Genomic DNA, 24,061 nt, shown 5'->3' on the forward strand with positions numbered 1-24,061 from the left:
AGCGAACTTCGAGGTGCGCACCTTGGCTTTCCAGATGCCCGACCGCGGCGGAGGCCCGACGGGGCCACGGATCAGAGGGGGCCGCCCGTCCGGGCGGGCTCGGACCCTGCTCATGACGCTCGGGGTCCTCGCCGTCCTCGGTATGGCGTTCGTCATGTTCGCCGGTTTCTGGACGGACTGGCTCTGGTACCGGTCGGTGAAGTACTCGTCCGTCTTCACCACCACCCTGTGGACCAAGATCGGGCTCTTCTTCGTCTTCGGTCTGCTGATGGCGGCAGCGGTCGGCGTCAACATCTGGCTCGCGCACCGGCTGCGTCCGCCGCTGAGCGCCATGTCCATGGAGCAGCAGAGCCTCGACCGCTACCGGATGGGGATCGCCCCCTACAAGACGTGGCTGCTGCTCGGGATCACCGCCCTGGTGGGCCTGGTCGCGGGCGCGTCCGCGTCCAGCCAGTGGCGGACCTGGCTGATGTGGGTGAACGGCGTGCCGTTCCACCAGAAGGACCCCCAGTTCCACCTGGACGTCTCCTTCTACGCCTTCGACCTGCCCTGGTACCGCTTCCTGCTCGGTTTCGGCTTCGCCGCGACGGTCCTGTCGCTGATCGCCGCCGCGCTCACCCACTACCTGTACGGCGGGCTGAGGATCACCTCCCCGGGAGCGCGCGCCACGGCCGCCGCCACCGGGCACCTGTCCGTGCTGCTCGGTGTCTTCGTCGCCCTGAAGGCGGTCGCCTACTGGCTCGACCGGTACGGACTGGCGGTCAAGTCCAGCGACTTCAAGGCGACCGGCAACTGGACGGGCCTGAGGTACGTCGACGCGAACGCCTACCTGCCGGCCAAGACGATCCTGTTCTGCATCGCGGTCATCTGCGCGCTGCTGTTCTTCGCCACCCTGTGGCGGCGTACCTGGCAGCTGCCCGTGATCGGCTTCGGCCTGATGGTGCTCTCGGCGATCCTCATCGGCGGGCTGTACCCGGCGATCGTCCAGAAGTTCCAGGTCCAGCCGAACGAGCAGGCCAAGGAGGCGCCGTACGTCGACAAGAACCTCAAGGCGACCCGCGAGGCCTACGGCATCGACGACGCCCAGGTCAGCGAGTACGCCGGGACGAGCAGCACCAAGGACAAGAGCACGCTGCGCGACGACGCGGACGCCACAGCGAGCATCCGCCTGCTGGACCCGAACATCGTCTCGCCGACGTTCCAGCAGCTCCAGCAGATGAAGAACTACTACGCGTTCCCGACCAACCTGGACGTCGACCGGTACACGAAGGACGGCAAGGACCAGGACACGGTCATCGGTCTGCGTGAGCTGAACCTGAACGGCATTCCGAAGAACAACTGGATCAACGACCACTTCCGCTACACCCACGGCTACGGTGTGGTCGCCGCCAAGGGCACCACCGCCGACGCCAACGGCCAGCCCGTCTTCACCGAGTCCGACCTGCCGTCGACCGGTGACCTCGGGACGTACGAGCAGCGGATCTACTACGGCGAGAAGACCACCACGTACTCGATCGTCGGCGGCCCCCAGAAGGAGATCGACTACTCCGACGACAACGGCGAGAAGACCACCAGCTACCAGGGCAAGAGCGGGGTCAGCCTCTCCAACCCGATCAACCGGGCCGCGTACGCGGTGGCGTTCAGCGAGCCGCAGATCCTCTACTCCGGCGCCATAGGCGACGGCTCGCGGATCCTCTACAACCGCACACCCAAGGAGCGCGTCGAGGCGGTCGCGCCGTGGCTGACCATCGACGGTGACGCCTACCCCGCGGTCGTCGACGGCCGCATCCAGTGGATCGTCGACGCCTACACGACGTCGAACGGCTATCCGTACTCCTCCCGTACGACGTTGGGTGACACGACGGCCGACTCGCTGACCGCGGGCAACACCCAGCGCGCGGTGATGGCCCAGCAGAACCAGGTCAACTACATCCGCAACTCGGTGAAGGCGACCGTCGACGCGTACACGGGTGAGGTCAAGCTCTACCAGTGGGACACCGAGGACCCCGTCCTGAAGACCTGGATGAAGGCTTTCCCGGGCACCGTGGAGCCGCGGAGCGACATCTCGTCGTCGCTGATGGCCCATCTGCGCTACCCACAGGACCTGTTCAAGGTCCAGCGCGAGCTGCTGACCCGCTACCACGTCAAGGACGCGCAGACGTTCCTCAGCGGCAGTGAGGTCTGGCAGGTGCCCGACGACCCGACGAACAAGACGGGCAATGCGGTACCGCCGTACTACCTGAGCATGAAGATGCCCGACCAGCAGGCGCAGGCGTTCTCCCTGACGACGACGTTCACGCCGAACGGGCGTGACAACCTGAGCGCCTTCATGGCGGTCGACTCCGAGGCGGGCACGCCCGACTACGGCAAGATCAGAATCCTGAAGCTGCCGACGAGCAGAACGGTCGACGGGCCGAAGCAGGTCCAGAGCCAGTTCAACTCCGAGCAGAGCATCGCCGAATCGATCAGGCTCCTGAAGGGCGGCGACTCCGACATCGAGTACGGCAACCTGCTGACCGTGCCGCTGGACGGGGGACTGCTGTACGTGGAACCCGTCTACGTCCGCGGCGGCGGGCTCAAGTACCCGCTGCTGCGCAAGGTGTTGGTGACCTACGGCGGCAACACCGCGTTCGAGGACACGCTCGACGAGGCGCTCAACAAGGTCTTCGCCGTACAGGGTCCCACCGCGCCGCCGGACACCGGGACCGGCAAACCGCCGACGCCAGGCAACCCGACCGTCCAACAGGCGCTCCAGGACGCCCAGAAGGCCTTCGACGCCGGCCAGGAAGCCCTCAAGAAGGGCGACTGGGAGGCGTACGGGCGGGCGCAGAAGGCCCTCAAGGACGCGCTGAAGCTGGCCGAGGAGGCCCAGACCAAGGCCGGGAAGACCAGTGGCGGTGGCAGCGGCGGCGCGAGCGGCAGCAGTCCCTCCGCCACTCCCGGCAGCTCGCCCGGCAGTTCGCCGAGCAGCAGCCCGAGCGGTTCGCCCAGCAGTTCCCCGACCGCTTCCGGCGGGGGCTGAACCAGGGCTCCTCCCGCGCCGTGATACGGTTGAAGAACAACGGCGCGGGGTGGAGCAGCTCGGTAGCTCGCTGGGCTCATAACCCAGAGGTCGCAGGTTCAAATCCTGTCCCCGCTACTGAAGTCGAGGGCCCGGATCCTGATCGTGGATCCGGGCCCTCGACGTGTGTGCGACACGAGGGGGCGTACGGCGTGACCAGGCGACTTGCCTGAAATGCGGCTGCTTGTGGGGGCAGTTGGCCACTTCTGTGTTTGACTTGTCTCTCTGTGGGCATGTCGACAAAACGCTGAAGTGACCTCACTGGCTGCGGTATACCAGGTGTACCCAGGTTGCAGGTGGTGCGACGATGGACGTTATGGGGGAGAAGGCAACTCTGTTCGGGACGGGCCGATTTGCGCGGTCCGCCGACCGGCTCGTGGACCGGTCGGCCGAGCAGCCCGCCGACATGTCCGCCCACCGGCTCGCCCACCAGTCCGTCGATCACTCGGCCGATTCCTCTGCCGATTCCTCCGTCGACCCGACCGTTGACCAGGCCGTCGACCAGGCCGTCGAGCAGGCCGTCGAGAGGGACGAGGCCGGTGAGGCCGCCGAGGAGGCGCGGCAGCGGCTCGCCGCCGAGGCCGGCGACGTCCAGGCGATGAGCGTCCTCGGGGCCATGCTGCTGCGCCGCGGCGATCTCGACGGGGCCGAGCCCCAGCTGCGCGCCGCCACCGCCGCGGGTGACCGCGCCGCCGCCAACAACCTGGGTGTCCTGCTGCACCAGCGCGGATACGCCGAGGAGGCGGCCGGCTGGTGGCGCATCGCCGCCGTCGCCGGGTCCGCCGCGGCCGCGCACGCGCTGGGACGGCACCACCGTGAGCGCGGCGACGAGCCGGCGGCCGAGTACTGGCTGCGCCAGGCGGCCGAGCAGGGGCATGTTCTGGGCGCGTACGCGCTCGCCGATCTGCTGGAGCACCGCGGTGACGACAGCGCCGAGCAGTGGATGCGGGCCGCCGCGGAGCGCGGGCACCGTGAGGCCGCGTACCGGCTGGCGAGAACGCTCGACCGCAGGGCGCTGTGCGAGCAGGAGGCCGACGCCGACAACGGTGTCGAGACGTCCGCGCTCGAGGAGGCCGAGCAGTGGTACCGCCAGGCCGCCGCGCGCGGGCACCGGCGGGCGGCGCTGCACCTCGGGGGGATCCTGGAGAGGCGGGGCGATCTGAAGGAGGCCGGTCGCTGGTACCTGACCAGCGCGAAGGACGGCGAGGCGCGGGCCGCCTGCGCGCTCGGCTTCCTGCTGCGGGACGCGGGGGACACCGAGAGCGCCGCGGTGTGGTGGCTCAGAGCCGCCCAGGAGGGCGACGGCAACGCGGCGAACGCGCTGGGCGCCCTGCACGCCGAGCGTGGAGAGACGCAGACCGCCGAGCGGTGGTACCGGGCGGCGATGGACGCGGGGGATGTCAACGGCGCGTACAACCTGGGGCTGCTCTGTGCCGAGCAGGGGCGGACCGCGCAGGCCGAGCAGTGGTACCGGCGCGCGGCGTACGCCGGGCATCGGGAGGCGGCGAACGCGCTCGCCATCCTGCTGCTGCAGGGCGGGGACGCGACGGGGGCGGAGCCGTGGTTCTCCAAGGCCGCGGAGGCGGGGAGCGTGGACGCCGCGTTCAACCTGGGCATCCTCTACGCCGGGCGGGGCGACGACGACGCGGCCCTCGGATGGTACGAGCGGGCGGCCGCCGCCGGGCACACCGAGGCGGCGCTCCAGGTGGGGATCGCCCGGCTGCGTCAGGGGGACGAGCAGACGGCCGAACGGCATCTGCGCTGCGCCGCGGGGGCGGCAGCACGGAGGCGGCGTACCGGCTGGCCACGCTCCTGGACGCGCGGCGGCCCCCGGCGCCCGCGCACGAGCTGGGGGAGCCGTCGCACGAGAAGAGCGAGTGCGAGGAGTGGTACGAGCGGGCGGCCTCGCAGGGGCACCGTCGGGCGCAGGTACGGGTCGGGATGCTGGCCGCCGCGCGGGGGGACGTGGTGGAGGCGGCGCGGTGGTACCGGAAGGCAGCGGAGGGCGGGTCGCGGAACGGCGCGTTCAATCTGGGGCTGCTGCTGGCGCGGGAGGGGAGCGAGCCGGAGGCCGCACTGTGGTGGACCCGGGCTGCCGACGCCGGCCACGGGCGGGCGGCGTTGCGCCTGGCGCTGGTCTACGCGCGTCGGGGGGAGCTGGCGGAGGGGCAGCGGTGGGCCGACCGGGCGGTGTCGCTGGGGCCGTCGGAGGTGGCGGAGCGGGCGGCGCGGTTGCGGGACGCCCTGCGGGAGGAGTTGTCGGCGTGATGAGAGCAGTTGCGGGCACCGGAGGAGCCGGGGGCCGCGGAAGCGATTTGCCTCTGTCCGTGTCGTTGACGTAATGTTGCGTTCACCGACGCGGGGTGGAGCAGCTCGGTAGCTCGCTGGGCTCATAACCCAGAGGTCGCAGGTTCAAATCCTGTCCCCGCTACTGAAAGACCGAGGCCGGAAACCCGATTGGGTTTCCGGCCTCGGTCTGTTGGTGCGTTGGTGCGTCGGTGCGTTGATGCGTCCCTTGTGACGTTGTGATGCGCCCCTTGTGCAGGCGCACGCAAAGCCCGGCGAAGCGCCGCTACGCCGCCGCGCAGTTCGGGCAGAGGCCGCGGTACGTCACCTCTACGTCCGACACCGTGAAGCCGAAGCGCTCCGAGTCGGGGAGGTCCGCCAGCGGGTTGCCCATCGGGTGGACGTCGCGGATCGTGCCGCAGTTGGCGCACACCAGGTGGTGGTGCGGCCGGTGCGCGTTCGGGTCGTACCGCTTCGCACGCTTGTCTGTGGCGACCTCGAGCACCTCGCCGAGGGATACCAGCTCACCCAGCGTGTTGTAGACGGTTGCCCGGGAGATCTCCGGCAGCTTCGCGACGGCACGCGCGTGCACCTCGTCGGCCGTCAGGTGGACGTGCTCGCCGTCGAGGACCTCGGCCACGACGCGCCGCTGCGCGGTCATCCGCCATCCACGTCCGCGCAGCCGTTCCAACAGGTCACTCATACCCACCAGCCTAACAGCAAGGGACCAGTTTCCGAACAGGTGTGAGTTTGGATGTCTGCTTGACTTGGATTTTGTCCAATGTAGGATCAAGTTCGGATCTGGTCGGATGACCGGGCTGGAAGAAGGCAGTGGCAGTGACTCAGGAGGCTTAAGTGACGCAGGGACCGCTCACGACGGAAGCCGGTGCTCCGGTGGCCGACAACCAGAACAGCGAGACGGCAGGCGTCGGCGGCCCCGTTCTCGTTCAGGACCAGCTGCTGCTGGAGAAGCTCGCCCGTTTCAACCGGGAGCGCATCCCGGAGCGAGTGGTGCACGCCCGCGGCGCGGGTGCCTACGGCACCTTCACGGTCACCGCCGATGTCACCCCGTACACACGTGCCGCCTTCCTCTCCGAGATCGGCAAGCAGACCGAGGTCTTCCTGCGCTTCTCGACCGTGGCCGGCAACCTCGGCGCCGCGGACGCCGTCCGCGACCCGCGCGGTTTCGCGCTGAAGTTCTACACCGAGGAGGGCAACTACGACCTCGTCGGCAACAACACGCCGGTGTTCTTCATCAAGGACGCCATCAAGTTCCCCGACTTCATCCACACCCAGAAGCGCGACCCGTACACGGGCAGCCAGGAGGCGGACAACGTCTGGGACTTCTGGAGCCTCAGCCCGGAGAGCACCCACCAGGTGACCTGGCTCTTCGGCGACCGCGGTATCCCGGCGTCGTACCGCCACATGGACGGCTTCGGCTCGCACACCTTCCAGTGGAACAACGAGGCCGGAGAGGTCTTCTGGGTCAAGTACCACTTCAAGACCGACCAGGGGATCAAGAACCTCACCGCCGAGGAGGCCGGGGTCCTCGCGGGCAAGGACCCCGACTCCCACCAGCGTGACCTGCGCGAGGCCATCGAGCGGGGCGAGTACCCGACCTGGACCGTCTCCGTCCAGATCATGCCCGCGGCCGAGGCGGCGACCTACCGCTTCAACCCCTTCGACCTGACCAAGGTGTGGCCGCACGGCGACTACCCGCTGGTCGAGATCGGCAAGCTCGAGCTCGACCGCAACCCGGAGAACATCTTCGCCGAGGTCGAGCAGTCGATCTTCAGCCCCGCCCACTTCGTGCCCGGTATCGGTCCCTCCCCGGACAAGATGCTCCAGGGCCGCCTGTTCGCCTACGGCGACGCGCATCGCTACCGCGTCGGCATCAACGCCGACCAGCTGCCGGTGAACCGCCCGCACGCCACCGAGGCGCGCACCCACGGCCGGGACGGCTTCCTGTACGACGGCCGGCACAAGGGGGCCAGGAACTACGAGCCGAACAGCTTCGGCGGCCCGTTCCAGACCGACCGGCCGCTGTGGCAGCCGGTCCCGGTGCAGGGGGCCACGGGCGGCCACGAGGCCCCGGTGCACGCCGAGGACGACGACTTCGTGCAGGCGGGCAATCTGTACCGCCTGATGTCCGAGGAGGAGAGGGAGCGCCTGATCGGCAACCTCGCGGGATCCCTCTCGCAGGTCTCGCGCGACGACATCGTCGAGCGCGCGATCGACAACTTCCGTCGGGCCGACGGCGACTTCGGCAAGCGTCTGGAGGCCGCGGTGCAGGCCCTGCGCCCCCTTCGCGGCTGAACCGGCGCCGCTCACGCGGACCTGGTCGCCCGCTGTCGGGGTCGCTCCGTCGATGGTCGCGGTCGAGTGCGGTGCCTGTGCGGATCCTGTCCGTACAGGCACCGTCGTGCATCAGCTCACCGCCGCCGGTCGGCGGGCCGGGGCCCAGCAGCGGATGATGTCGCGGACCGAGACGACGCCGACCGGTTCGTCGTCGTCCAGGACGATCAGATGCCGGAAACCGCCGTGGGCCATGGCCCGCGCGGCCTCCTCGAGGGTCCAGGACGGCGCGGCGAACACGACGTCCATGGTGGTGTGGGCCTGGGCCCGTTCGATGTCCGGGCTCTGGCCCAGGCCGACGGAGTTGAGGATGTCGCGCTCGGTGAGGATGCCGGGGCCGCCGGCGTCCGGGTCGAGGACCACTGCCGCGCCGACCCGGCGGGCGGACATCAGGGCTGCTGCCTGGCGGAGAGTGTGTGCGGGGCCGATGGTGAGGACCACGGTGCTCATGGCGTCGCGGACGAGCATGGGGCGGAGCCACCTCCTACGAGTGTGCTGGACCGAACCCACTCGACCGCACTGGCTCAGGGCTCCGGAACCGTAGGATGCCGCCCGCCGGAAGCGCCCGCCCCAGGCTTCACAAATTCACAAGTGGGTGATGCCCAGGTTCCCAGGCAAAGGGCCGGTCAACAAGAGGGCGCGCGACGCGAGTTCAGGGGCGCTCGCGGTGCACAGCAGCACCCCTGTGCACCCCTGGTGTCTCGTACCGGCCGGTAGGTGCCACCGGTAGTTCAGACACCGGTAGGGCTAGTACCGGTCGTTCAGGTAGTCGAGCAGGGTGTCGTGGAGCAACCCGTTGGACGCGGCCGCGTTGCCGCTGTGCGGGCCCGGGCGGCCGTCGAGGCCGGTGAAGGAGCCGCCGGCCTCCGTCACGATGATCGCGTTCGCCGCCATGTCCCACAGCGACAGCTCCGGCTCGGCGCAGATGTCCACCGACCCCTCCGCGACCATCATGTACGGCCAGAAGTCGCCGTAGCCGCGGGTGCGCCACACCGCGCGCGTCAGGTCGAGGAAGCCGTTCAGTCGGCCCTGCTCCTCCCAGCCCGACAGCGAGGAGTACGCGAGGGACGCGTCCGACAGCCTTGAGACGCGCGAGACGTGCAGCCGCGAGGCCGAGGACAGACTGCGCCCCGTGAACGCGCCGTGCCCCTTCGCCGCCCACCAACGGCGGCCCAGCGCGGGCGCCGAGACAACACCGACGACGGGCTGGAAGCCCCCTTCGCCCGCCTCCATCAGCGAGATGAGCGTGGCCCACACCGGCACGCCGCGCACGTAGTTCTTGGTGCCGTCGATCGGGTCGATCACCCAGCGGCGCGGGCCCGTGCCCTCGATGCCGTACTCCTCGCCGAGGATCGCGTCGCGCGGCCGGGCGCGCTGGAGCTGGCCGCGGATGAGCTCCTCGGCGGCCTTGTCGGCCTCGCTCACCGGTGTCATGTCCGGTTTGGTCTCGACCTTGAGGTCAAGGGCCTTGAACCGGCCCGTGGTCGCGGCGTCGGCCGCGTCCGCGAGCACATGGGCGAGCCGCAGGTCATCGAGATAGTCGGGCATGACCGAACCGTATCCGCCCCTTCGCCGGAAGGGCCACACGGGACGGGGGATCTTCCTTGGGCGCCTCCGCGGGCGGCACCGCGCTGCCGTGCGGTCGCGGCGCGTGACGGCCGGTACGCGCCCTTCAATGCCGCCGAGAACCCTTGACACTGTAGGTGCACGCGTCAACCCTGTGCGTCAGAGCCGCTGGTCCCGAGGGGAGGCGATGATGCCTGCAGCGCGGGAATCCCTGCTGGACGCCGCCTATACGGCGCTTCTGCACCGACCGTGGTCCGCCGTGCGCATGGTGGACGTGGCCGCGGCGGCCGGTGTCTCCCGCCAGACGCTGTACAACGAGTTCGGCAGCAAGGACGGGCTCGCCCGCGCCCTGGTGCGCCGGGAGGCGGACGGGTACCTCGCCGGTGTCGAGAGGGCTCTCGCCGCACCCGGGGACATCGGCGAGCGACTGGCTTCGGCCGCGCAGTGGACGGTCTCGGCGGCCCGCCAGAACGTCCTCGTCCGCGCCATGCTCACCGGATGCTGGAGCGAGTCGTTGCCGTCGCCGTCGCTCGCGGCCGTGCCGTCCGGCTCCGCCGTACCGGCACAGCGGCGGGCCGATGGGCCGCTGCCCTCACCGTCGGATCTTGTGGGCCTGGTCCGTGATCGCGCCGTGGCGGCGATGGCCGTGCCCGGCATGGGCAAGGGCGATGCCGTGGAGTTGGCCCGTGCCTGTGAGGTGGTCGTCCGGTTGTCGCTGTCGTGTGTGGCGGCTCCGCCGGGGGAGGGTGGGGTCGAGGAACTGGTGCGAGCCGCTCTGCCGCGGCAGGCCCGGTGACGGTACGCCCCGGGCCCCGCCTCCTATGGGGCGTGCCCTCTCTTATGGGGCGCGCCCCCTGTCATGGGGCTGCCCCTCCGGTTTCAGTGAGCCGAGCCCGAAAGCTGCAAGCCGATCACGCCCACGATCACGAACGTGATCGAGACGATCTTCAGCGTGGACACGAGGTCCCCCAGGAACACCATCCCGTAGATCGCCGTCCCCGCCGCCCCGATCCCCGTCCACACCGCGTACGCCGGCCCCACGTCCAGCTTCTTCAAGGACAGCGTGAGGAGGCCGAAGCTGCCCAGCGCGAAACAGCAGAACGCGATGGTCGGCCAGAGCCTGGTGAAACCGTGGGAGAGCTTGAGGCAGACGGCGAAACCGGTCTCGAGAAGTCCGGCCACGATGACCAGCAGCCACGCCATGTGTCGTCCTCCCGCGTCCCCACGCCGACTGCTCAGGCCCTGTCGGATCTCGATGCGAGTAAGCCTTTACCTGCGGGTGAGCGACGCAAACACCGGCGAGGTCAGTCGCCCTCCCTGCGTTCCCTTGTGGAGAGCAGCCTGCGCAGGGAGTAGAGCCGGGCCGGATCCGCGTGCCCCTCGGCGACCCACGCGTCGAGCGCGCAGTCCGGTTCGTCGTGGCTGCACGCCCGCGGGCAGCCCTCGGTGCCGGGCTCGAGGTCCGGGAAGGCGTGGATGACGCGGGACGGGTCGATGTGGGCCAGGCCGAAGGACCGTACGCCCGGGGTGTCGACGACCCAGCCGCCGGCCTCCCGCAGCGGCAGCGCCAGCGCCGAGGTCGTGGTGTGCCGGCCGCGGCCCGTGACCGCGTTGACATGCCCGGTCATGCGACGGCGGTCCTCCGGAACCAGCGCGTTGACCAGGGTCGTCTTGCCCACACCCGAATGCCCGACGAACGCGGTGACCTTGCCGTCGAGGTACTCGCGCACGCGGTCCGCGGCGTCACCGGTCTCCAGTTCCTCACGGCTCGTGACGACGTAGGGGATGTCCAGGTCGCCGTACAGCTCCAGGAGCTTCTCGGGCGGGGCGAGGTCCGACTTGGTCAGCACCAGAAGCGGGTCCAGGCCGCCGTCGTAGGCCGCGACCAGGCAGCGGTCGATCAGGCGCGGGCGCGGCTCGGGGTCCGCGAGGGCGGTGACGATGGCCAGTTGGTCGGCGTTGGCGACGACCACGCGCTCGTAGGGATCGTCGTCGTCGGCGGTGCGGCGCAGCACCGACGAGCGCTCCTCGATGCGGACGATCCGCGCGAGAGTGTCCTTCTGGCCGGACAGGTCGCCGACCAGGGCGACGCGGTCACCGACCACAGCGGCCTTGCGGCCCAGTTCACGGGCCTTCATCGCCAGGACCGTACGGCCGTCGACGAGGCAGGTCAGCCGCCCGCGGTCGACGGTGAGGACCATGCCCTCCGCCGCGTCCTCGTGCTTCGGCCGGATGTTCGTACGCGGCCGGTTGCCCCTGCGGTTGGGACGCGTGCGGATGTCGTCCTCGTCGGTGTGCTTGCCGTAGCGGCGCATGGTCGTCAGTCCGCCCGTCAGTTCCCCAGCATCCCGGTCCACAGGTCGGGGAAGTCCGGCAGCGTCTTGGCCGTGGTCGCCACGTTCTCGATCCGCACGCCCTCGACCGCGAGGCCGATGACGGCACCCGCGGTGGCCATGCGGTGGTCGTCGTAGGTGTGGAAGACCCCGCCGTGCAGGGGGCGCGGGCGGATGTGGAGACCGTCCGCGGTCTCGGTGACGTCACCGCCCAGCTCGTTGATCTCCTTGGTCAGGGCGGCCAGGCGGTCGGTCTCGTGCAGCCGCAGATGCGCCACGCCGCGCAGGGTGGACGGGGAGTCCGCGAGGGCCGCCACCGCCGCGATGCCCGGGGTCAGCTCGCCGACCTCGCCCAGGTCCACGTCGATTCCGTGGATGGCACCGGAGCCCGTGAAGACCAGGCCGCGTTCGGTCAGTTCGCAGGAGCCGCCCATCTCGGTGAAGATCTCACGCAGGCGGTCGCCGGGCTGGGTCGTGCGGGCCGGCCAGTCCGGGATGACCACCTTGCCGCCGGTCACCAGGGCGGCGGCGAGGAACGGCTGGGCGTTGGACAGGTCCGGCTCGACGGTCAGGTCACGGCCGAGCAGGGCGCCCGGCGTGACCCGCCAGACATCGGGCTCACCGCCCGACTCCGGGGTGTCCACCTGGGCGCCGACCGCGCGCAGCATGTCGACCGTCATGCGGATGTGCGGCAGGGAGGGCAGCGTCGCACCGGTGTGGCGGACCTCGACGCCCTGGTTGAAACGGGGGGCGGACAGCAGCAGGGCGCTGACGAACTGGGAGGACGAGGACGCGTCGACCGACACCGGTCCGCCGTCCAGCGCTCCGCCGCCGTGGACGGTCAGCGGTAGGGCGCCGCGGCCGTCGTCGTCGATACGGGCGCCGAGGACGCGCAGGGCGTCGATCACGCCGTTCAGGGGGCGTTCGTACGAGCGCGGGTCGCCGTCGAAGCGGACCGGGCCGTCGGCGAGCGCGGCCACCGGGGGCAGGAAGCGCATCACGGTGCCGGCGTTGCCGACGTCGACCGTGGCCGGGCCGAGCAGTGCGGCGGGGATGACGCGCCAGGTCTCACCGGAGCCGTCCGGGCCGACCCCTTCCTCGATGCCGACGCCCATCGCGCGCAGGGCCGCGGCCATCAGCAGGGTGTCGCGGGAGCGCAGGGGGCGGCGCAGCCAGCCCGGCTCGGAGGCGAGGGCGGCGAGCACGAGGGCGCGGTTGGTGACCGACTTGGACCCGGGCACGTGAACCGTCGCGTCGACGGCTCCGCTCGCGTGCGGGGCGGGCCAGAGGGCGGTGTGCGGGGGGTTCGGGGCCATGGCCCCACTCTATAAGGGCGCTGTTGAGGGGAGCATCGTTCGGAGCGGCGCCGTCGTGGCCGGTCGCCATCCCGAGTTCTCGGCTTCGTTCGAACAGGGGGCCCCTGTCGCGGTGGGGCCGCACATCGACACGGTCGTTGCCCTGTTCGGCGTCACATCTCCAGCAGCCAGCGTCCGCCGCCCATCAGGGAGCACAGCGACACCGCGTGGAACAGGAACAGCCACAGCCCGGCGGGCACGTTCGTCAGCCGGGCGAGCTGGTCGGCGTCCGAGTCCCGGGCGCCCCCGCGGGACCGCTTGGCCTGCAGTTCGAAGGCGGGGCGTACGCCGCCGAGGAGCAGGAACCACACCGCCGCGTAGGCGAACGCAGCCTGCACCTGCGGGCCGGTCAGCCAGGACACCGCAAGGAACGTGCCGGCGGTCAGCAGCACGGTCAGTGCCCCGTACACGTTGCGGATCATCACCAGCATCGACACGAGCAGCGCGGTGGCCAGCCACAGCAGCGCGGTGATGTGCCCGGCGGCGAGCAGCGCCGCGCCGCCGAGGCCGAGGAGCGGGGGAGCGGTGTAGCCCGCGGCTGCGGTGAGCATCATGCCGAGCCCGTACGGCTTGCCACGGCTGACCGTGAGGCCACTGGTGTCCGAGTGGAGCCGGATGCCGGTGAGGGTGCGGCCGGTGAGCAGCGCGACCAGGCCGTGACCGCCCTCGTGCGCGATGGTGATCGCGTTACGGGATATCCGCCACACGCTGTGCGGGACGACCACGGCGAGCGCCGCGACCATGGTGGCGATCACCACCCACAGAGCGGGGTCCGGTTGGCTGCCGAAGACTGCGTCCCAGAGATCGGGCAGCGAACTCAGCGAGGTCGAGGCGAGGCTGTCCATTGCGGTGAGTGGCTCCGGGGGTGTCGGCGGATCTGGCAGTGTGGCACGCATGTGCGGACGGTACGCAGCGAGTCGCAGGCCCGAGGATCTCGCAGGAATCTTTGAAATCGAGAAGTCGGAGCCGGAGGAGTCCTTGGCGCCCGACTACAACGTGGCTCCGACCAAGGAGGTCTACGCGGTACTGGACCGTCCTGTGAAGGACGCCGACGACACACGCCCGGTTCGCCAGCTGCGCAGGCTCAAGTGGGGCCTCGTCCCCTCCTGGGCCAAGTCGCCCGAGGGCGGCGCCCGCATGATCAACGCACGTGCCGAGACCGTGCACGAGAAACCGTCGTACCGCCGGGCCTTCGCCGCCCGGCGCTGCATCCTGCCCGCCGACGGCTACTACGAGTGGGTCACCGGCAAGGACGAGCGCGACCTGGAGGTCGAGGGCCGGCGCAAGCGCCCGCGCAAGCAGCCGTACTTCGTGCTGCCCGCCGACGGGTCGGTCTTCGCGATGGCCGGGCTGTACGAGTTCTGGCGGGACCGGACCCTGCCCGACGACCACCCGCAGGCCTGGTGGGTGACCTGCTCGGTCATCACCACGGAGGCGGAGACGACACCCCTGGCCGTGGCCCCCGCCGAGGGCCCGCGCACCCTGGCCGACATCCACCCCCGGATGCCGCTGATGCTCACCCCGGACCGCTGGGACGCCTGGCTCGACCCCTCCCGCACGGACCCCGACGACCTGCGCTCCCTGCTGGACCCGCCACCCCCGGGTCTGATGCGCGCCTACCCGGTGTCCACGGCGGTCAGCAACGTCCGCAACAACGGCCCGGAGCTGCTGAAGGAGCTCGCGGGGCCCGAAGAGGGCACACTCTTCTGACGTGACCGATGTGACACAGAGCGTCGAGACGGACGCCGGTACGGCCCGCGTCACCTGGCACCGGGCGAAGCGGGCGAGGCTGGTCCTGGCCGTGAGCCACGGCGCCGGCGGCGGCATCGAGGCACGCGACCTCCAGGCGCTCGCCTGGGTCCTGCCCGCCCACGGTGTGAGCGTCGCACTCGTGGAGCAGCCGTGGCGCGTCGCCGGCAAGAAGGTGGCGCCCGCACCGAAGACGCTGGATCTTGGCTGGCGCGGGGTGTGGCCCGCGCTCGCTGCCCCGGGATTGCCGGTGATCTCGGGCGGACGCAGCGCCGGGGCCCGGGTCGCCTGCCGCACCGCCGACGAACTGGGTGCGCACGCGGTCCTCGCCCTGAGCTTCCCGCTGCATCCGCCGGGCAAGCCGGAGAAGTCCCGCGCGGACGAACTGCTGGGCGCGGGCGTGCCCACGCTGGTGGTACAGGGCGGCAACGACCCGTTCGGCAGGCCGGAGGAGTTCCCCCGGGGCGGCTACGAGATCGTCGAGGTGCCGTACGGCGACCACGGCTTCGCGGTGCCCAAGCGTGCGGACATCACCCAGGAGGAGGCCCTGGAGACCATTGCCGATGCCGTGGTGAAGTGGGTCACGTCACTCGGGTGACGGCCGGGAATGTTGCCAGGCGGACCACTGTTGTCGGGATCAGACAGCACCGGGCGTGCTGTACGCACCGACGAGAGGAAGTCCGCCGCATGGGTTCGACCATCTGCCCGAGCCGTAGCAGCAGCGCTGACCTGGACTGGACGGTGCTGCACGCGGCCAAGACCGCTCCGATTCGAGCGGCGGCGGGCAACGATGTTCGTCTATCCTCCGATTCGAGTGGGATCGGTTTCGGTCCTGCCATGTCGTTGGAGGAGGTGGGTCCGGTCACCGGTACCGACGCAGGGACCGACTACGGCCAGGCGGAGCAGCCCGAGGGCCGGGGCACGGGCATGGAGTCGTCCGCCGAGCGCAGTGCGCGCTTCGAGCGGGACGCGCTCGAATTCCTCGACCAGATGTACTCGGCCGCGCTGCGCATGACGCGCAACCCGGCCGACGCCGAGGACCTGGTGCAGGAGACGTACGCGAAGGCGTACGCGTCCTTCCACCAGTTCCGCGAGGGCACCAACCTCAAGGCCTGGCTGTACCGGATCCTGACCAACACGTTCATCAACTCGTACCGCAAGAAGCAGCGCGAACCCCAGCGCAGCGCGGCCGAGGAGATCGAGGACTGGCAGCTGGCACGCGCCGAGTCGCACATGTCGACCGGTCTGCGCTCGGCGGAGTCGCAGGCGCTCGACCACCTTCCCGACTCGGACGTCAAGGAAGCGCTCCAGGCGATCCCCGAGGAATTCCGCATCGCCGTCTACCTCGCGGACGTAGAGGGCTTTGCCTACAAGGAGATCGCCGACATCATGGGGACACCCATCGGCACGGTGATGTCCCGGCTGCACCGGGGCCGCCGTCAACTGCGCGGCATGCTCGAGGACTACGCCCGCGAGCGCGGGTTGGTCCCGGCCGGCGCCGGAGAGTCGAACGAGAAAGGCTCGGGCTCATGAGCTGCGGAGAGCCGCACGAGACGGACTGCAGTGAGGTCCTGGACCATCTCTACGAGTTCCTCGACAGTGAGATGCCGGACGTCGACCGCACCAAGTTCCAGCAGCACTTCAAGGAGTGCTCCCCCTGCCTGGAGAAGTACGGGCTGGAGCAGGCCGTGAAGAAGCTGGTCAAGCGGTGCTGCGGCCATGACGACGTGCCGACGGACCTGCGGGCGAAGGTCATGGGCCGCATCGAGCTGATCCGCTCGGGCCAGACGGTCCCCGAGCACGATGTCACCGCGACTCCGCAAGAGTCCTGAACTCGCGTTCGGACGCTTGGTCAATCGTCGGCGGTTCGTCACTCGAACGTGCTAATCCATGGGCCGGAAGCCCATGGATTCGGCCAATGCCACCCCAGTGCGCCACCTGCCCCCCTAGGCTCCCGAGCCTGAATGGGGCATGACCGGGCCCGCCCGGTTCAGGGGCCGGGCGCCGGTCGGCGGGAGGTGGCGTCGTGGGACCGGTTCGGCCTTGGGGCTACGTGTACGTGAGCTGTGCCGCCCTGGCCGCCCTGTTCTGCGTTGCTCCCGTGCCGGAGCTGCCCGTCCCCTGGTGGGCCGTCGCCCTGCTCGCCGTGCTCTACGCCGGCTGCGCGCAGGTTCCCCGGTGCTCCCTCGTGGGCCGCCACGCACCCGACGGCATGGGCACGTTCTTCCCCGTGCTGCTCGCCGGCGCCTTCCTGCTGCCGCCCCCGGCCGCCGCACTCGTGCCGCTGCCGGGCGCCCTGCTCGCCCGGGTCGACGGGCGGCGGCCCGGCTGCGCCGGACCTGGCGGGCCGCGCAACTCGCCCTGGCCGTGTGGGCGGCCTCCCGGGTGCACTGGTCGCTCGGCGGCCACGACGCGGTCGTCGGCCCCCGCTTCCCGTACGCGCTCCTGCCCGCGGGCGCCGCCGTGGTGGCGTTCTGCCTGGCACTCACCGCTCTCGACGGCGGAATCCTGGCGCTCGCCGAGGGCGTACCAGCGCGCACCGCCTGGCGCGGGCTGTTCCTGCGCTCCCTCGCGCCCGTCACCGTGCACGGCCTGGCCGGGCTCATGATGGCCGTGCTGTGGCGCAGCACGTACGGGCCGGTCGCGGCTCTGCTCGTGCTGCTGCCCATGTACGTCTCCTGCTGGGTCTTCGCCCAGTACCACCGCGAGCGGGCGGCCCATCAGGCCACGATCCGGGCGCTCGTCCAGGCGGTCGACATCAAGGACGGCTACACCCGCGGGCACAGCGAGCGGGTCGGACAGGCCTCGATGATGATCGCCCGCGAACTCGGCATGGACGACGAACGCGTCGAGGTGCTGCGGTTCGCCGGGATCCTGCACGACGTGGGCAAACTCGGCGTGCCCACCCGGCTGCTGCGCAAGGACGGGCCGCTCACCCCCGAGGAGCGGCGGATCGTCGAGCTGCACCCGGAGTACGGCCACGAGATGGTCCGCGGCATCGGGTTCCTCGACGAGGCGCGGTCCGCGATCCTCCATCACCACGAACGCCTCGACGGCAGCGGGTATCCGTACGGACTGACGGGCGACCGCATCCCCGAGTGCGCCCGCGTGGTCGCCGTCGCGGACGCCTTCGACGCCATGACCTCCACCCGCTCATACCGGCGGGCCCGCCCCGCCGCCGCGGCCCTGGACGAACTCCAGCGGTGTGCGGGGTCGCAGTTCGACCCGGCGATGGTGCGGGCCTTTGTCCGGGCCCTGGAACGGTGGGGGTACCCCCGCTCGAGCGAAGGCGAAAGCGGGGGAGGCCGGCACCCGGTGGCGGCCGCGGACGAGGAGCGGCGCGAAGGGGCGAGGGAAGCCCGGGCGCGCGGAAACGTACCGCCTCCGGCCCTGCCCTTGGCCGGCCGCCCGGCCGAGCGGGGACCCGGTGGGGGCGGTGCATGACCGCCCGCCGCCTGCCCCTCGTCCTCGCCCACGCGGCGGCCGGGCTCCTCGGCGCCGGCTGTCTCGCCCACACCCTCTGGCACGGCCTCGAGGAACCCGGTGCCGCCCTCGCCTTCGGGGTGCTCATCGGCGTCGGCGAGCTCGGCCGGTGGAGCGGCAGCGGCGAACGGGAGCCCGCACCCCTCGGGGCGGCCGGTGCGCTTGCCTACGCCCTGCTCGGGGGGACCGCCGACCGGCCCACCCACCACGGCGTGCCCCAGGTCGTCGCGGTGGTGCTCGCAGCCTCCCTCGCCGGCTGCGTGGCGCACGTGGCCCGTGGGCGCCCCACCACCGACCACCTCACCCGCCGCCTGCTCACCGTCGGCTTCGCCGCCGCCTGCTTCCAGCCCCTCTACCACCACGGCGGACCGCATCACCGGAGCGGACCCGCGTACGCGCTGATCGTCGTGGCCCTGCTCGTCCTGACCACACTCTGCGACGCGGTGCTGGCCGCCGCGCTCGCGCACTGCCGGACCCGCTGGCCGTTCGGGCCGCTGCTGCGCGACGAGTTGCTCGGCAGGCGCGGCATCGGCTCCGCGGTGTGCGCCACGGGAGCCGTGATGTCCCTGGCCGTCGCGGTCGCCGGCCTCTGGGCGCTGCCCGTCTTCTCGCTGCCGCTGCTGCTCACCCAGTTCTCCTACCGGCGCTACGCGGCCGTGCGCACCACCTACCGGCAGACCATCGCCTCCCTGGCCCGTGCCACCGAGATCGCCGGGTACACGCCCCCCGGACACGCCCGCCGCGTGGCCGAGCTCAGCCGGGCCGTCGGCCGTGAGATGCGCCTCACCGAGCCCGAACTGACCGTCCTGGAGTACGCGGCCCTCATGCACGACATCGGACAGCTCAGCCTGGTCGATCCCGTCCCCGCCGGGGCCACCGCCCGGCTGCCCGCCGAGGAGCAGCGGCGCATCGCCCTGCTCGGCGGCGCCGTGGTGCGTCAGACCGGCGTGGACGCCGAGGTCGCCGTCGTCGTGGAACGGCAGGCCGACCCCTACCGGGAACAGCCGGTGAGCGCCAGAATCGTCCGGGCGGTCAACGCGTACGAGGAGATGGCGAGGGAAGAGACAGGACCGGGGGGACCGCTCAGCGCGCTGGAGCGGCTGCGCCTCGCCTGCGCCCGCGACTACCAGCCGGAGGTCGTGGAATCACTCGCACGAGTGCTGCAGCGAGACGGTCTGAGGGCCCCAGCGGTGGGGTAACCCATCGGTAATGAGCGCCCGTCCGGCCGTACGTGGTTGGATGCGAGGAGAGGGTGTTCGGGGGCACAGCTCGGTCCGTGACCCCCGCAGACGGCAGGAATCCGGCAGGCGGGAATCGCAAGGGACTGGCAGGCGGAATCGTGAGGATCTTCGGGAAGGGACGGCACCGGCCCTCCGCCTCCTGGCGGCAGGCCACCGACCGCGCGTTCACCCTGATCGGTGACGGCCGGTACGAGGACGCGGGAGCGCTGCTGACCCGTGCCGCGGACCTGGAGCCCTGGCTTTCGGAGTCCTGGTTCAACCTGGCGCTGCTGCACAAGTTCCGCCACGACTGGGAGCAGGCCCGTACCGCCGGACTGCGCGCGGTGGCGTTGCTGGAGAAGGAGACCGGGGCCCCCGACTGGTGGAACGTGGGCATCGCCGCCACCGCCCTGCAGGACTGGCCGCTGGCCCGCCGCGCCTGGCAGGCGTACGGGCTGAAGGTGCCGGGGGGCGCAGCGGACTCCTCGGAACCCGCCGGGATGGAGCTGGGCAGCGCGGCCGTGCGGCTGTCGCCGGAGGGCGAGGCAGAGGTGGTCTGGGGCCGCCGGCTGGACCCCGCCCGTATCGAGGTGCTCTCCATCCCGCTGCCGTCCTCCGGGCGCCGCTGGGGCGAGGTCGTGCTGCACGACGGGGTCCCGCACGGGGAGCGCACGACGGCCGCCGGTCACACCTACCCCGTCTTCGACGAGATCGAGCTGTGGGCGCCTTCGCCGGTGCCCACCTGGGTGGTCCTGCTGGAGGCCGCCACGGAGGCCGACCGGGACGCGCTGGAGCAGCTGGCCGCCGACGCGGGGTTCGCCGCGGAGGACTGGTCCTCGTCCGTGCGGCTGCTGTGCCGTACGTGCTCCGAGTCCCGGATGCCGGCCGACGAGGGTGACGGCGAGAGCCTCGACCCGCACGACCACAGCGAGCCCGGCCACCCGGGGCCGCTGGGGCACCGTACGGACGGGCAGCTGTGGGTGCCCGAGCGGGAGTGCGGGGTGGCCGCGCCGGCTTCGCTCGTTCGGGGGCTGCTGGACGGGTGGGTCGCGGACAGTCCCGATTCCCGGGACTGGCGGGACCTCGAAGAGGTGTGTTGACCGGGCCTTCACCGGTCTCCCGGGGAAGTCACCCGACCACGCCCCGTAGGCTGTACTCGCAGATTTCCCATGGTTGCAGGAAGGCGTACGTCGGTCATGGCGCAGCAGGACACCGATCAGCAGCACGCGGGCGTGCTCCCCGTGGACGACGAGGGCTTCGTCGTCGACACGGAGGACTGCGAGGAGCGCGAGACGGCCTGGCGGGAGCGTGGCACCTCGCGGCCGATCACGGTCGTCGGCAACCCGGTGCTGCACAAGGAGTGCAAGGACGTCACCGAGTTCGGCGAGGAGCTCGAGCAGCTGGTCGCGGACATGTTCGCCAGCCAGCGCACCGCGGAGGGCGTGGGCCTGGCCGCCAACCAGATCGGTGTCGATCTGAAGGTCTTCGTCTACGACTGCCAGGACGACGAGGGCGTGCGCCACGTGGGCGTGGTCTGCAACCCCAAGCTCGTCGACCTGCCCGCAGACAAGCGCCGTCTGGACGACAGCAACGAGGGCTGCCTGTCCGTGCCGACCGCCTACGCGCCGCTCGCCCGCCCCGACTACGCCGAGGTCACGGGACAGGACGAGAAGGGCAACCCGATCAAGGTGCGCGGCACCGGCTACTTCGCCCGGTGTTTGCAGCACGAGACGGACCATCTGTACGGCTACCTCTACATCGACCGGCTCTCCAAGCGCGAGCGCAAGGACGCCCTGCGGCAGATGGCCGAGAACGAACCCCGCTACCCCGTGGTGGCCAACGACTGAGCCCAGGGGGTGTCTCGGACGCCCCCGGCACTCCCTCGTCGACGGCGCCGGGCCGGGCACTCCGCCCGGCCCGGCGCCGTTCGCGTAGGTGTCGCGTTCATGTGTGCGTCGCACATTCGATCCCTTGTACGTATGAACTGATCCTTAATCAGTCACACAAGGGGAGAATCTCGGCACAGTACGGGAGTGGGTGAAGCAAATCCGTTCCCATGCCGGTCAGTTGTAGTGCTGAATGGAATGCGCGGGACAACGCGACGGCGGTGCGCCCGGCACGACGGAGGGGGCGCGGCGCCAACCGGCCGCTGAGAGGGGTTTGTTCGTGCCAGCTTTCCCACACAGCACTTCACCGACGGCGACCGCGGTCGCGGTTCCACCGGCGCTCCGACTGCCGGTGATCGAGGCCGCGTTTCCCCGTCGACTGCACCCGTATTGGCCCCGCCTGCAGGAGAAGACACGCTCCTGGCTGCTGAAAAAGCGGCTCATGCCGGCGGACAAGGTCGAGGAATATGCCGACGGACTGTGCTACACCGACCTCATGGCGGGCTACTACATCGGTGCCCCCGACGAGGTCCTGCAGGCGATAGCCGACTACAGCGCCTGGTTCTTCGTCTGGGACGACCGCCACGACCGGGACATCGTCCACCGTCGGCCCGCCGCCTGGGGGAGGCTGAGGTCGCAACTGCACACGGCCCTGGACTCTCCCGCGGACCATCTGCACCACCCGGATCCCCTGGTCGCCGGGTTCGCGGACAGCGTGCTGCGGTTGTACTCGTTCCTCGGCCCCACGTGGAACGCGCGCTTCGCCCGGCACTTCCACGCGGTGATCGAGGCGTACGACCGGGAGTTCCGGAACCGCACCCTGGGGCACGTCCCGACGGTGGACGCCTACCTCGAGCTCCGCCGGCTCACCTTCGCGCACTGGATCTGGACGGATCTGCTGGAGCTGAGCGCCGAATGCGAATTGCCGGAGCACGTCCGGAAACACCCCGCATACCGGCGGGCGGCCTTGCTGAGCCAGGAGTTCGCCGCCTGGTACAACGACCTGTGTTCGCTCCCCAAGGAGATAGCGGGGGACGAGGTCCATAATCTCGGAATCAGTCTCATCCATCATGAGGGGCTGACGCTCGAAGAGGCCGTCACGGAAATACGGCGGCGGGTCGGGCAATGCGTCACCGATTTCGTCGCCGCCGAAAAGGAGGCACTGCGGTTCGCCGACACCCTCGCGGACGGAACGGTGCGGGAAAAGGAACTGGGCATCGCGGTCAGGGCGATCGTCGCAAACATGCGGAACTGGTTCAGCACCGTGTACTGGTTCCATCACGAGTCCGGCCGGTACCGGGTCGACAGCTGGGACGACCGGTCGACACCCCCGTACGTCGACAACGAAGCGGCAGGTGAGAAATGACTCTGGAATCGGTCAGGACCCAGGCGCCGATGGAGCCGTCTGTTCCGCCACTCGCCGGGGGCGGCGTCCCCGGTCTCGGACACGGCTGGAAACTGGCCCGCGACCCGCTCGGATTCCTCACCCGGCTGCGGGACGACGGCGACGTCGTACGGCTGAGGATCGGCCCGAAGACGCTGTACGCGGTCACCAGTCCCGAACTCGCGGGCGCCCTCGCGCTCAGCACCGACTTCCAGATCGGCGGGGCGCTGTGGGAGTCCCTCGAGGACCTGCTCGGCAAGCAGGGCGTGGCCACCAGCAACGGGCCGCTGCACAGGCGCCAGAGGCGGGCCATCCAGCCCGCCTTCCGACTCGAGGCGATCCCCGCCTACGGTCCGATCATGGCGGAGGAGGCGCACGCGCTCGTGGAACGCTGGAGCTCCGGGGCCGCCCTCGACGCCACCACGGAGTCCTTCCGCGTGGCCGTCCGCGTCGCCACCCGCTGCCTGATGCGCGGCAGTTACATGGACGCCCGGGCGGAGCGGATCTGTGCGGCGCTCACCACACTGTTCAGCGGTATGTACCAGCGCATGGTCCTGCCCCTGGGACCGCTTTATCGCCTGCCGCTTCCGGCCAACCGCGAATTCAACCGGGCATTGGCCGATCTGCATCTCCTGGTCGACGAGATCGTCGCCGACCGTCGGGCATCCGGTCAAAAGCCGGACGATTTGCTGACGGCTTTGCTGGAGGCGAAGGACGAGAATGGCGAGGCCATCGGGGAACAGGAGATCCACGACCAGGTCGTCGCCATCATCACCGCCGGAAGCGAAACCGTCGGTTCCATGATCATGTCGCTCCTGAAGGTCCTCACCGAGCACCCGGACCAGGGTGACAAGATCCGCGACGAGGTGAAAACCGTCGTGGGTGACCGGCCGGTCGCATTCGAGGACGTCCGGAAGCTGACGTACACCGCGAACGTCATCGTCGAGACAATGCGTTTGCATCCCGCCGTATGGATATTGACGCGGCGGGCGGTGGCCGACACACGGCTCGGCGGGTACCGCATTCCGGCCGGGGCCGACGTCGTCTACAGCCCGTACGCGATCCAGCGTGATCCACGTTCGTACGGGCGGCATCTGGAGTTCGACCCCGACCGGTGGCTTCCGGGGCGGGCCAAGGACGTCCCCAAGCACGCGATGACCCCGTTCGGCGTCGGCAACCGCAAGTGCCCGGGCGACCACTTCTCGATGGCCGAACTCACCCTCCTCACCGCGGCGATGGCCTCCGCCTACCGCTTCGAACAGGCACCCGGGTCCGAGCCCGGGCCCCGCATCGGCATCACGCTCCGCCCGCGCCGACTGCTGCTGCGGGCCCTGCCCCGCTGACCACCCGCACCGGACGCGGGTTCAGGCGGCCCCCGGGGCG

At 70.6% G+C, this 24,061-nt stretch carries 19 protein-coding genes, 2 tRNA genes and 2 pseudogenes; 16 read left to right on the plus strand and 7 right to left on the minus strand.

Going from position 1 to position 24,061, the window contains the following annotated elements; all coding sequences use genetic code 11:
- The first annotated feature begins 34 nt into the window (after window positions 1-34).
- The 4 genes and pseudogenes from N8I84_RS26280 to N8I84_RS26295 all read left to right on the plus strand — a co-directional run bounded on the left by N8I84_RS26280 (window position 35) and on the right by N8I84_RS26295 (window position 5,492).
- On the plus strand, window positions 35-3,022 hold the full coding sequence (locus N8I84_RS26280) for a UPF0182 family membrane protein (RefSeq protein ID WP_263234893.1): 2,988 nt from the start codon (window positions 35-37) through the stop codon (window positions 3,020-3,022).
- A 43-nt stretch (window positions 3,023-3,065) separates the two neighbouring features.
- Window positions 3,066-3,139, plus strand: a tRNA-Met gene (locus N8I84_RS26285).
- 229 nt (window positions 3,140-3,368) lie between these two features.
- A pseudogene (locus N8I84_RS26290) lies at window positions 3,369-5,329 on the plus strand (tetratricopeptide repeat protein).
- Window positions 5,330-5,418: 89 nt separating this feature from the next.
- Window positions 5,419-5,492, plus strand: a tRNA-Met gene (locus N8I84_RS26295).
- Between the two features lie 141 nt (window positions 5,493-5,633).
- Here the strand turns inward: N8I84_RS26295 and N8I84_RS26300 are convergent.
- On the minus strand, window positions 5,634-6,050 hold the full coding sequence (locus N8I84_RS26300) for a Fur family transcriptional regulator (protein ID WP_200419219.1): 417 nt from the start codon (window positions 6,048-6,050) through the stop codon (window positions 5,634-5,636).
- A 152-nt stretch (window positions 6,051-6,202) separates the two neighbouring features.
- Between N8I84_RS26300 and N8I84_RS26305 the strand changes: the two genes are divergently transcribed.
- A complete protein-coding gene (locus tag N8I84_RS26305) occupies window positions 6,203-7,663 on the plus strand; it encodes a catalase (RefSeq protein ID WP_263231971.1) in 1,461 nt (486 codons plus the stop codon).
- 111 nt (window positions 7,664-7,774) lie between these two features.
- On the opposite strand, the gene N8I84_RS26310 is transcribed toward N8I84_RS26305, so the two are convergent.
- Window positions 7,775-8,170, minus strand: a complete 396-nt coding sequence (locus N8I84_RS26310; protein WP_263231972.1) for a CBS domain-containing protein — start codon at window positions 8,168-8,170, stop codon at window positions 7,775-7,777.
- A gap of 279 nt (window positions 8,171-8,449) precedes the next feature.
- Complete coding sequence (hisN, locus tag N8I84_RS26315; RefSeq protein ID WP_263231973.1) at window positions 8,450-9,250, minus strand: histidinol-phosphatase; 801 nt, start codon at window positions 9,248-9,250, stop codon at window positions 8,450-8,452.
- Window positions 9,251-9,455: 205 nt separating this feature from the next.
- Here hisN and N8I84_RS26320 point away from each other — a divergent pair, with 205 nt between their 5' ends.
- A complete protein-coding gene (locus N8I84_RS26320; RefSeq protein ID WP_263231974.1) occupies window positions 9,456-10,064 on the plus strand; it encodes a TetR/AcrR family transcriptional regulator in 609 nt (202 codons plus the stop codon).
- Between the two features lie 83 nt (window positions 10,065-10,147).
- Here the strand turns inward: N8I84_RS26320 and N8I84_RS26325 are convergent, their stop codons facing one another.
- The 4 genes from N8I84_RS26325 to N8I84_RS26340 all read right to left on the minus strand — a co-directional run bounded on the left by N8I84_RS26325 (window position 10,148) and on the right by N8I84_RS26340 (window position 13,801).
- A complete protein-coding gene (locus N8I84_RS26325) occupies window positions 10,148-10,471 on the minus strand; it encodes a DMT family transporter (RefSeq protein WP_263231975.1) in 324 nt (107 codons plus the stop codon).
- 101 nt (window positions 10,472-10,572) lie between these two features.
- The gene (gene rsgA / locus N8I84_RS26330) at window positions 10,573-11,583 is read right to left on the minus strand and encodes a ribosome small subunit-dependent GTPase A (protein ID WP_263234894.1); all 1,011 of its coding nucleotides are present in this window, start codon (window positions 11,581-11,583) and stop codon (window positions 10,573-10,575) included.
- Window positions 11,584-11,600: 17 nt separating this feature from the next.
- Window positions 11,601-12,917: a 3-phosphoshikimate 1-carboxyvinyltransferase gene (gene aroA / locus N8I84_RS26335; protein ID WP_263231976.1), complete on the minus strand. Its 1,317-nt coding sequence runs from the start codon at window positions 12,915-12,917 to the stop codon at window positions 11,601-11,603.
- A 152-nt stretch (window positions 12,918-13,069) separates the two neighbouring features.
- Window positions 13,070-13,801, minus strand: a complete 732-nt coding sequence (locus tag N8I84_RS26340; RefSeq protein ID WP_263234895.1) for a M50 family metallopeptidase — start codon at window positions 13,799-13,801, stop codon at window positions 13,070-13,072.
- 49 nt (window positions 13,802-13,850) lie between these two features.
- On the opposite strand from N8I84_RS26340, the gene N8I84_RS26345 reads away from it, so the two are divergent.
- From N8I84_RS26345 to N8I84_RS26390, 10 genes and pseudogenes are all read left to right on the plus strand, one after another.
- The gene (locus N8I84_RS26345; protein WP_263231977.1) at window positions 13,851-14,666 is read left to right on the plus strand and encodes an SOS response-associated peptidase; all 816 of its coding nucleotides are present in this window, start codon (window positions 13,851-13,853) and stop codon (window positions 14,664-14,666) included.
- Between the two features lie 10 nt (window positions 14,667-14,676).
- Window positions 14,677-15,303, plus strand: coding sequence for an alpha/beta hydrolase family protein (locus N8I84_RS26350; RefSeq protein ID WP_263234896.1), 627 nt, complete (start codon window positions 14,677-14,679; stop codon window positions 15,301-15,303).
- 254 nt (window positions 15,304-15,557) lie between these two features.
- Window positions 15,558-16,238, plus strand: a complete 681-nt coding sequence (gene sigR / locus N8I84_RS26355) for an RNA polymerase sigma factor SigR (protein ID WP_219822307.1) — start codon at window positions 15,558-15,560, stop codon at window positions 16,236-16,238.
- Window positions 16,235-16,537, plus strand: a complete 303-nt coding sequence (gene rsrA / locus N8I84_RS26360) for a mycothiol system anti-sigma-R factor (protein ID WP_103839317.1) — start codon at window positions 16,235-16,237, stop codon at window positions 16,535-16,537. Before sigR ends, rsrA begins: the two co-directional genes overlap by 4 nt.
- A 194-nt stretch (window positions 16,538-16,731) precedes the next feature.
- Window positions 16,732-18,149 (plus strand): annotated as a pseudogene (locus N8I84_RS26365) (HD-GYP domain-containing protein).
- Entirely contained in the window at window positions 18,146-19,387 is a 1,242-nt protein-coding gene (locus tag N8I84_RS26370; protein WP_263231978.1) for an HD-GYP domain-containing protein, read from the plus strand. The pseudogene N8I84_RS26365 and the gene N8I84_RS26370 overlap by 4 nt, the downstream one beginning before the upstream one ends.
- A 140-nt stretch (window positions 19,388-19,527) precedes the next feature.
- A complete protein-coding gene (locus N8I84_RS26375; RefSeq protein ID WP_263231979.1) occupies window positions 19,528-20,508 on the plus strand; it encodes a tetratricopeptide repeat protein in 981 nt (326 codons plus the stop codon).
- A gap of 96 nt (window positions 20,509-20,604) precedes the next feature.
- Window positions 20,605-21,255, plus strand: coding sequence for a peptide deformylase (gene def, locus N8I84_RS26380; RefSeq protein WP_263231980.1), 651 nt, complete (start codon window positions 20,605-20,607; stop codon window positions 21,253-21,255).
- A 319-nt stretch (window positions 21,256-21,574) separates the two neighbouring features.
- Complete coding sequence (gene cyc1 / locus N8I84_RS26385) at window positions 21,575-22,660, plus strand: epi-isozizaene synthase (protein ID WP_263231981.1); 1,086 nt, start codon at window positions 21,575-21,577, stop codon at window positions 22,658-22,660.
- A complete protein-coding gene (locus N8I84_RS26390; protein ID WP_263231982.1) occupies window positions 22,657-24,021 on the plus strand; it encodes a bifunctional albaflavenone monooxygenase/terpene synthase in 1,365 nt (454 codons plus the stop codon). Before cyc1 ends, N8I84_RS26390 begins: the two co-directional genes overlap by 4 nt.
- The last annotated feature ends 40 nt before the right edge of the window (window positions 24,022-24,061 follow it).

The organism is Streptomyces cynarae, from assembly GCF_025642135.1.
Lineage (GTDB): Bacteria > Actinomycetota > Actinomycetes > Streptomycetales > Streptomycetaceae > Streptomyces > Streptomyces cynarae.

What these genes read in the sequence shown, in the direction of transcription:
- N8I84_RS26300 (WP_200419219.1), bottom strand. Translation starts at nt 6,050, where the DNA reads ATGAGTGACCTGTTGGAACGGCTGCGCGGACGTGGATGGCGGATGACC.
- aroA (WP_263231976.1), bottom strand. Translation starts at nt 12,917, where the DNA reads ATGGCCCCGAACCCCCCGCACACCGCCCTCTGGCCCGCCCCGCACGCG.
- rsgA (WP_263234894.1), bottom strand. Translation starts at nt 11,583, where the DNA reads ATGCGCCGCTACGGCAAGCACACCGACGAGGACGACATCCGCACGCGT.
- N8I84_RS26340 (WP_263234895.1), bottom strand. Translation starts at nt 13,801, where the DNA reads ATGGACAGCCTCGCCTCGACCTCGCTGAGTTCGCTGCCCGATCTCTGG.
- N8I84_RS26390 (WP_263231982.1), top strand. Translation starts at nt 22,657, where the DNA reads ATGACTCTGGAATCGGTCAGGACCCAGGCGCCGATGGAGCCGTCTGTT.
- N8I84_RS26320 (WP_263231974.1), top strand. Translation starts at nt 9,456, where the DNA reads ATGATGCCTGCAGCGCGGGAATCCCTGCTGGACGCCGCCTATACGGCG.
- N8I84_RS26325 (WP_263231975.1), bottom strand. Translation starts at nt 10,471, where the DNA reads ATGGCGTGGCTGCTGGTCATCGTGGCCGGACTTCTCGAGACCGGTTTC.
- N8I84_RS26280 (WP_263234893.1), top strand. Translation starts at nt 35, where the DNA reads ATGCCCGACCGCGGCGGAGGCCCGACGGGGCCACGGATCAGAGGGGGC.
- N8I84_RS26345 (WP_263231977.1), top strand. Translation starts at nt 13,851, where the DNA reads ATGTGCGGACGGTACGCAGCGAGTCGCAGGCCCGAGGATCTCGCAGGA.
- def (WP_263231980.1), top strand. Translation starts at nt 20,605, where the DNA reads ATGGCGCAGCAGGACACCGATCAGCAGCACGCGGGCGTGCTCCCCGTG.
- N8I84_RS26310 (WP_263231972.1), bottom strand. Translation starts at nt 8,170, where the DNA reads ATGCTCGTCCGCGACGCCATGAGCACCGTGGTCCTCACCATCGGCCCC.
- rsrA (WP_103839317.1), top strand. Translation starts at nt 16,235, where the DNA reads ATGAGCTGCGGAGAGCCGCACGAGACGGACTGCAGTGAGGTCCTGGAC.
- N8I84_RS26370 (WP_263231978.1), top strand. Translation starts at nt 18,146, where the DNA reads ATGACCGCCCGCCGCCTGCCCCTCGTCCTCGCCCACGCGGCGGCCGGG.
- hisN (WP_263231973.1), bottom strand. Translation starts at nt 9,250, where the DNA reads ATGCCCGACTATCTCGATGACCTGCGGCTCGCCCATGTGCTCGCGGAC.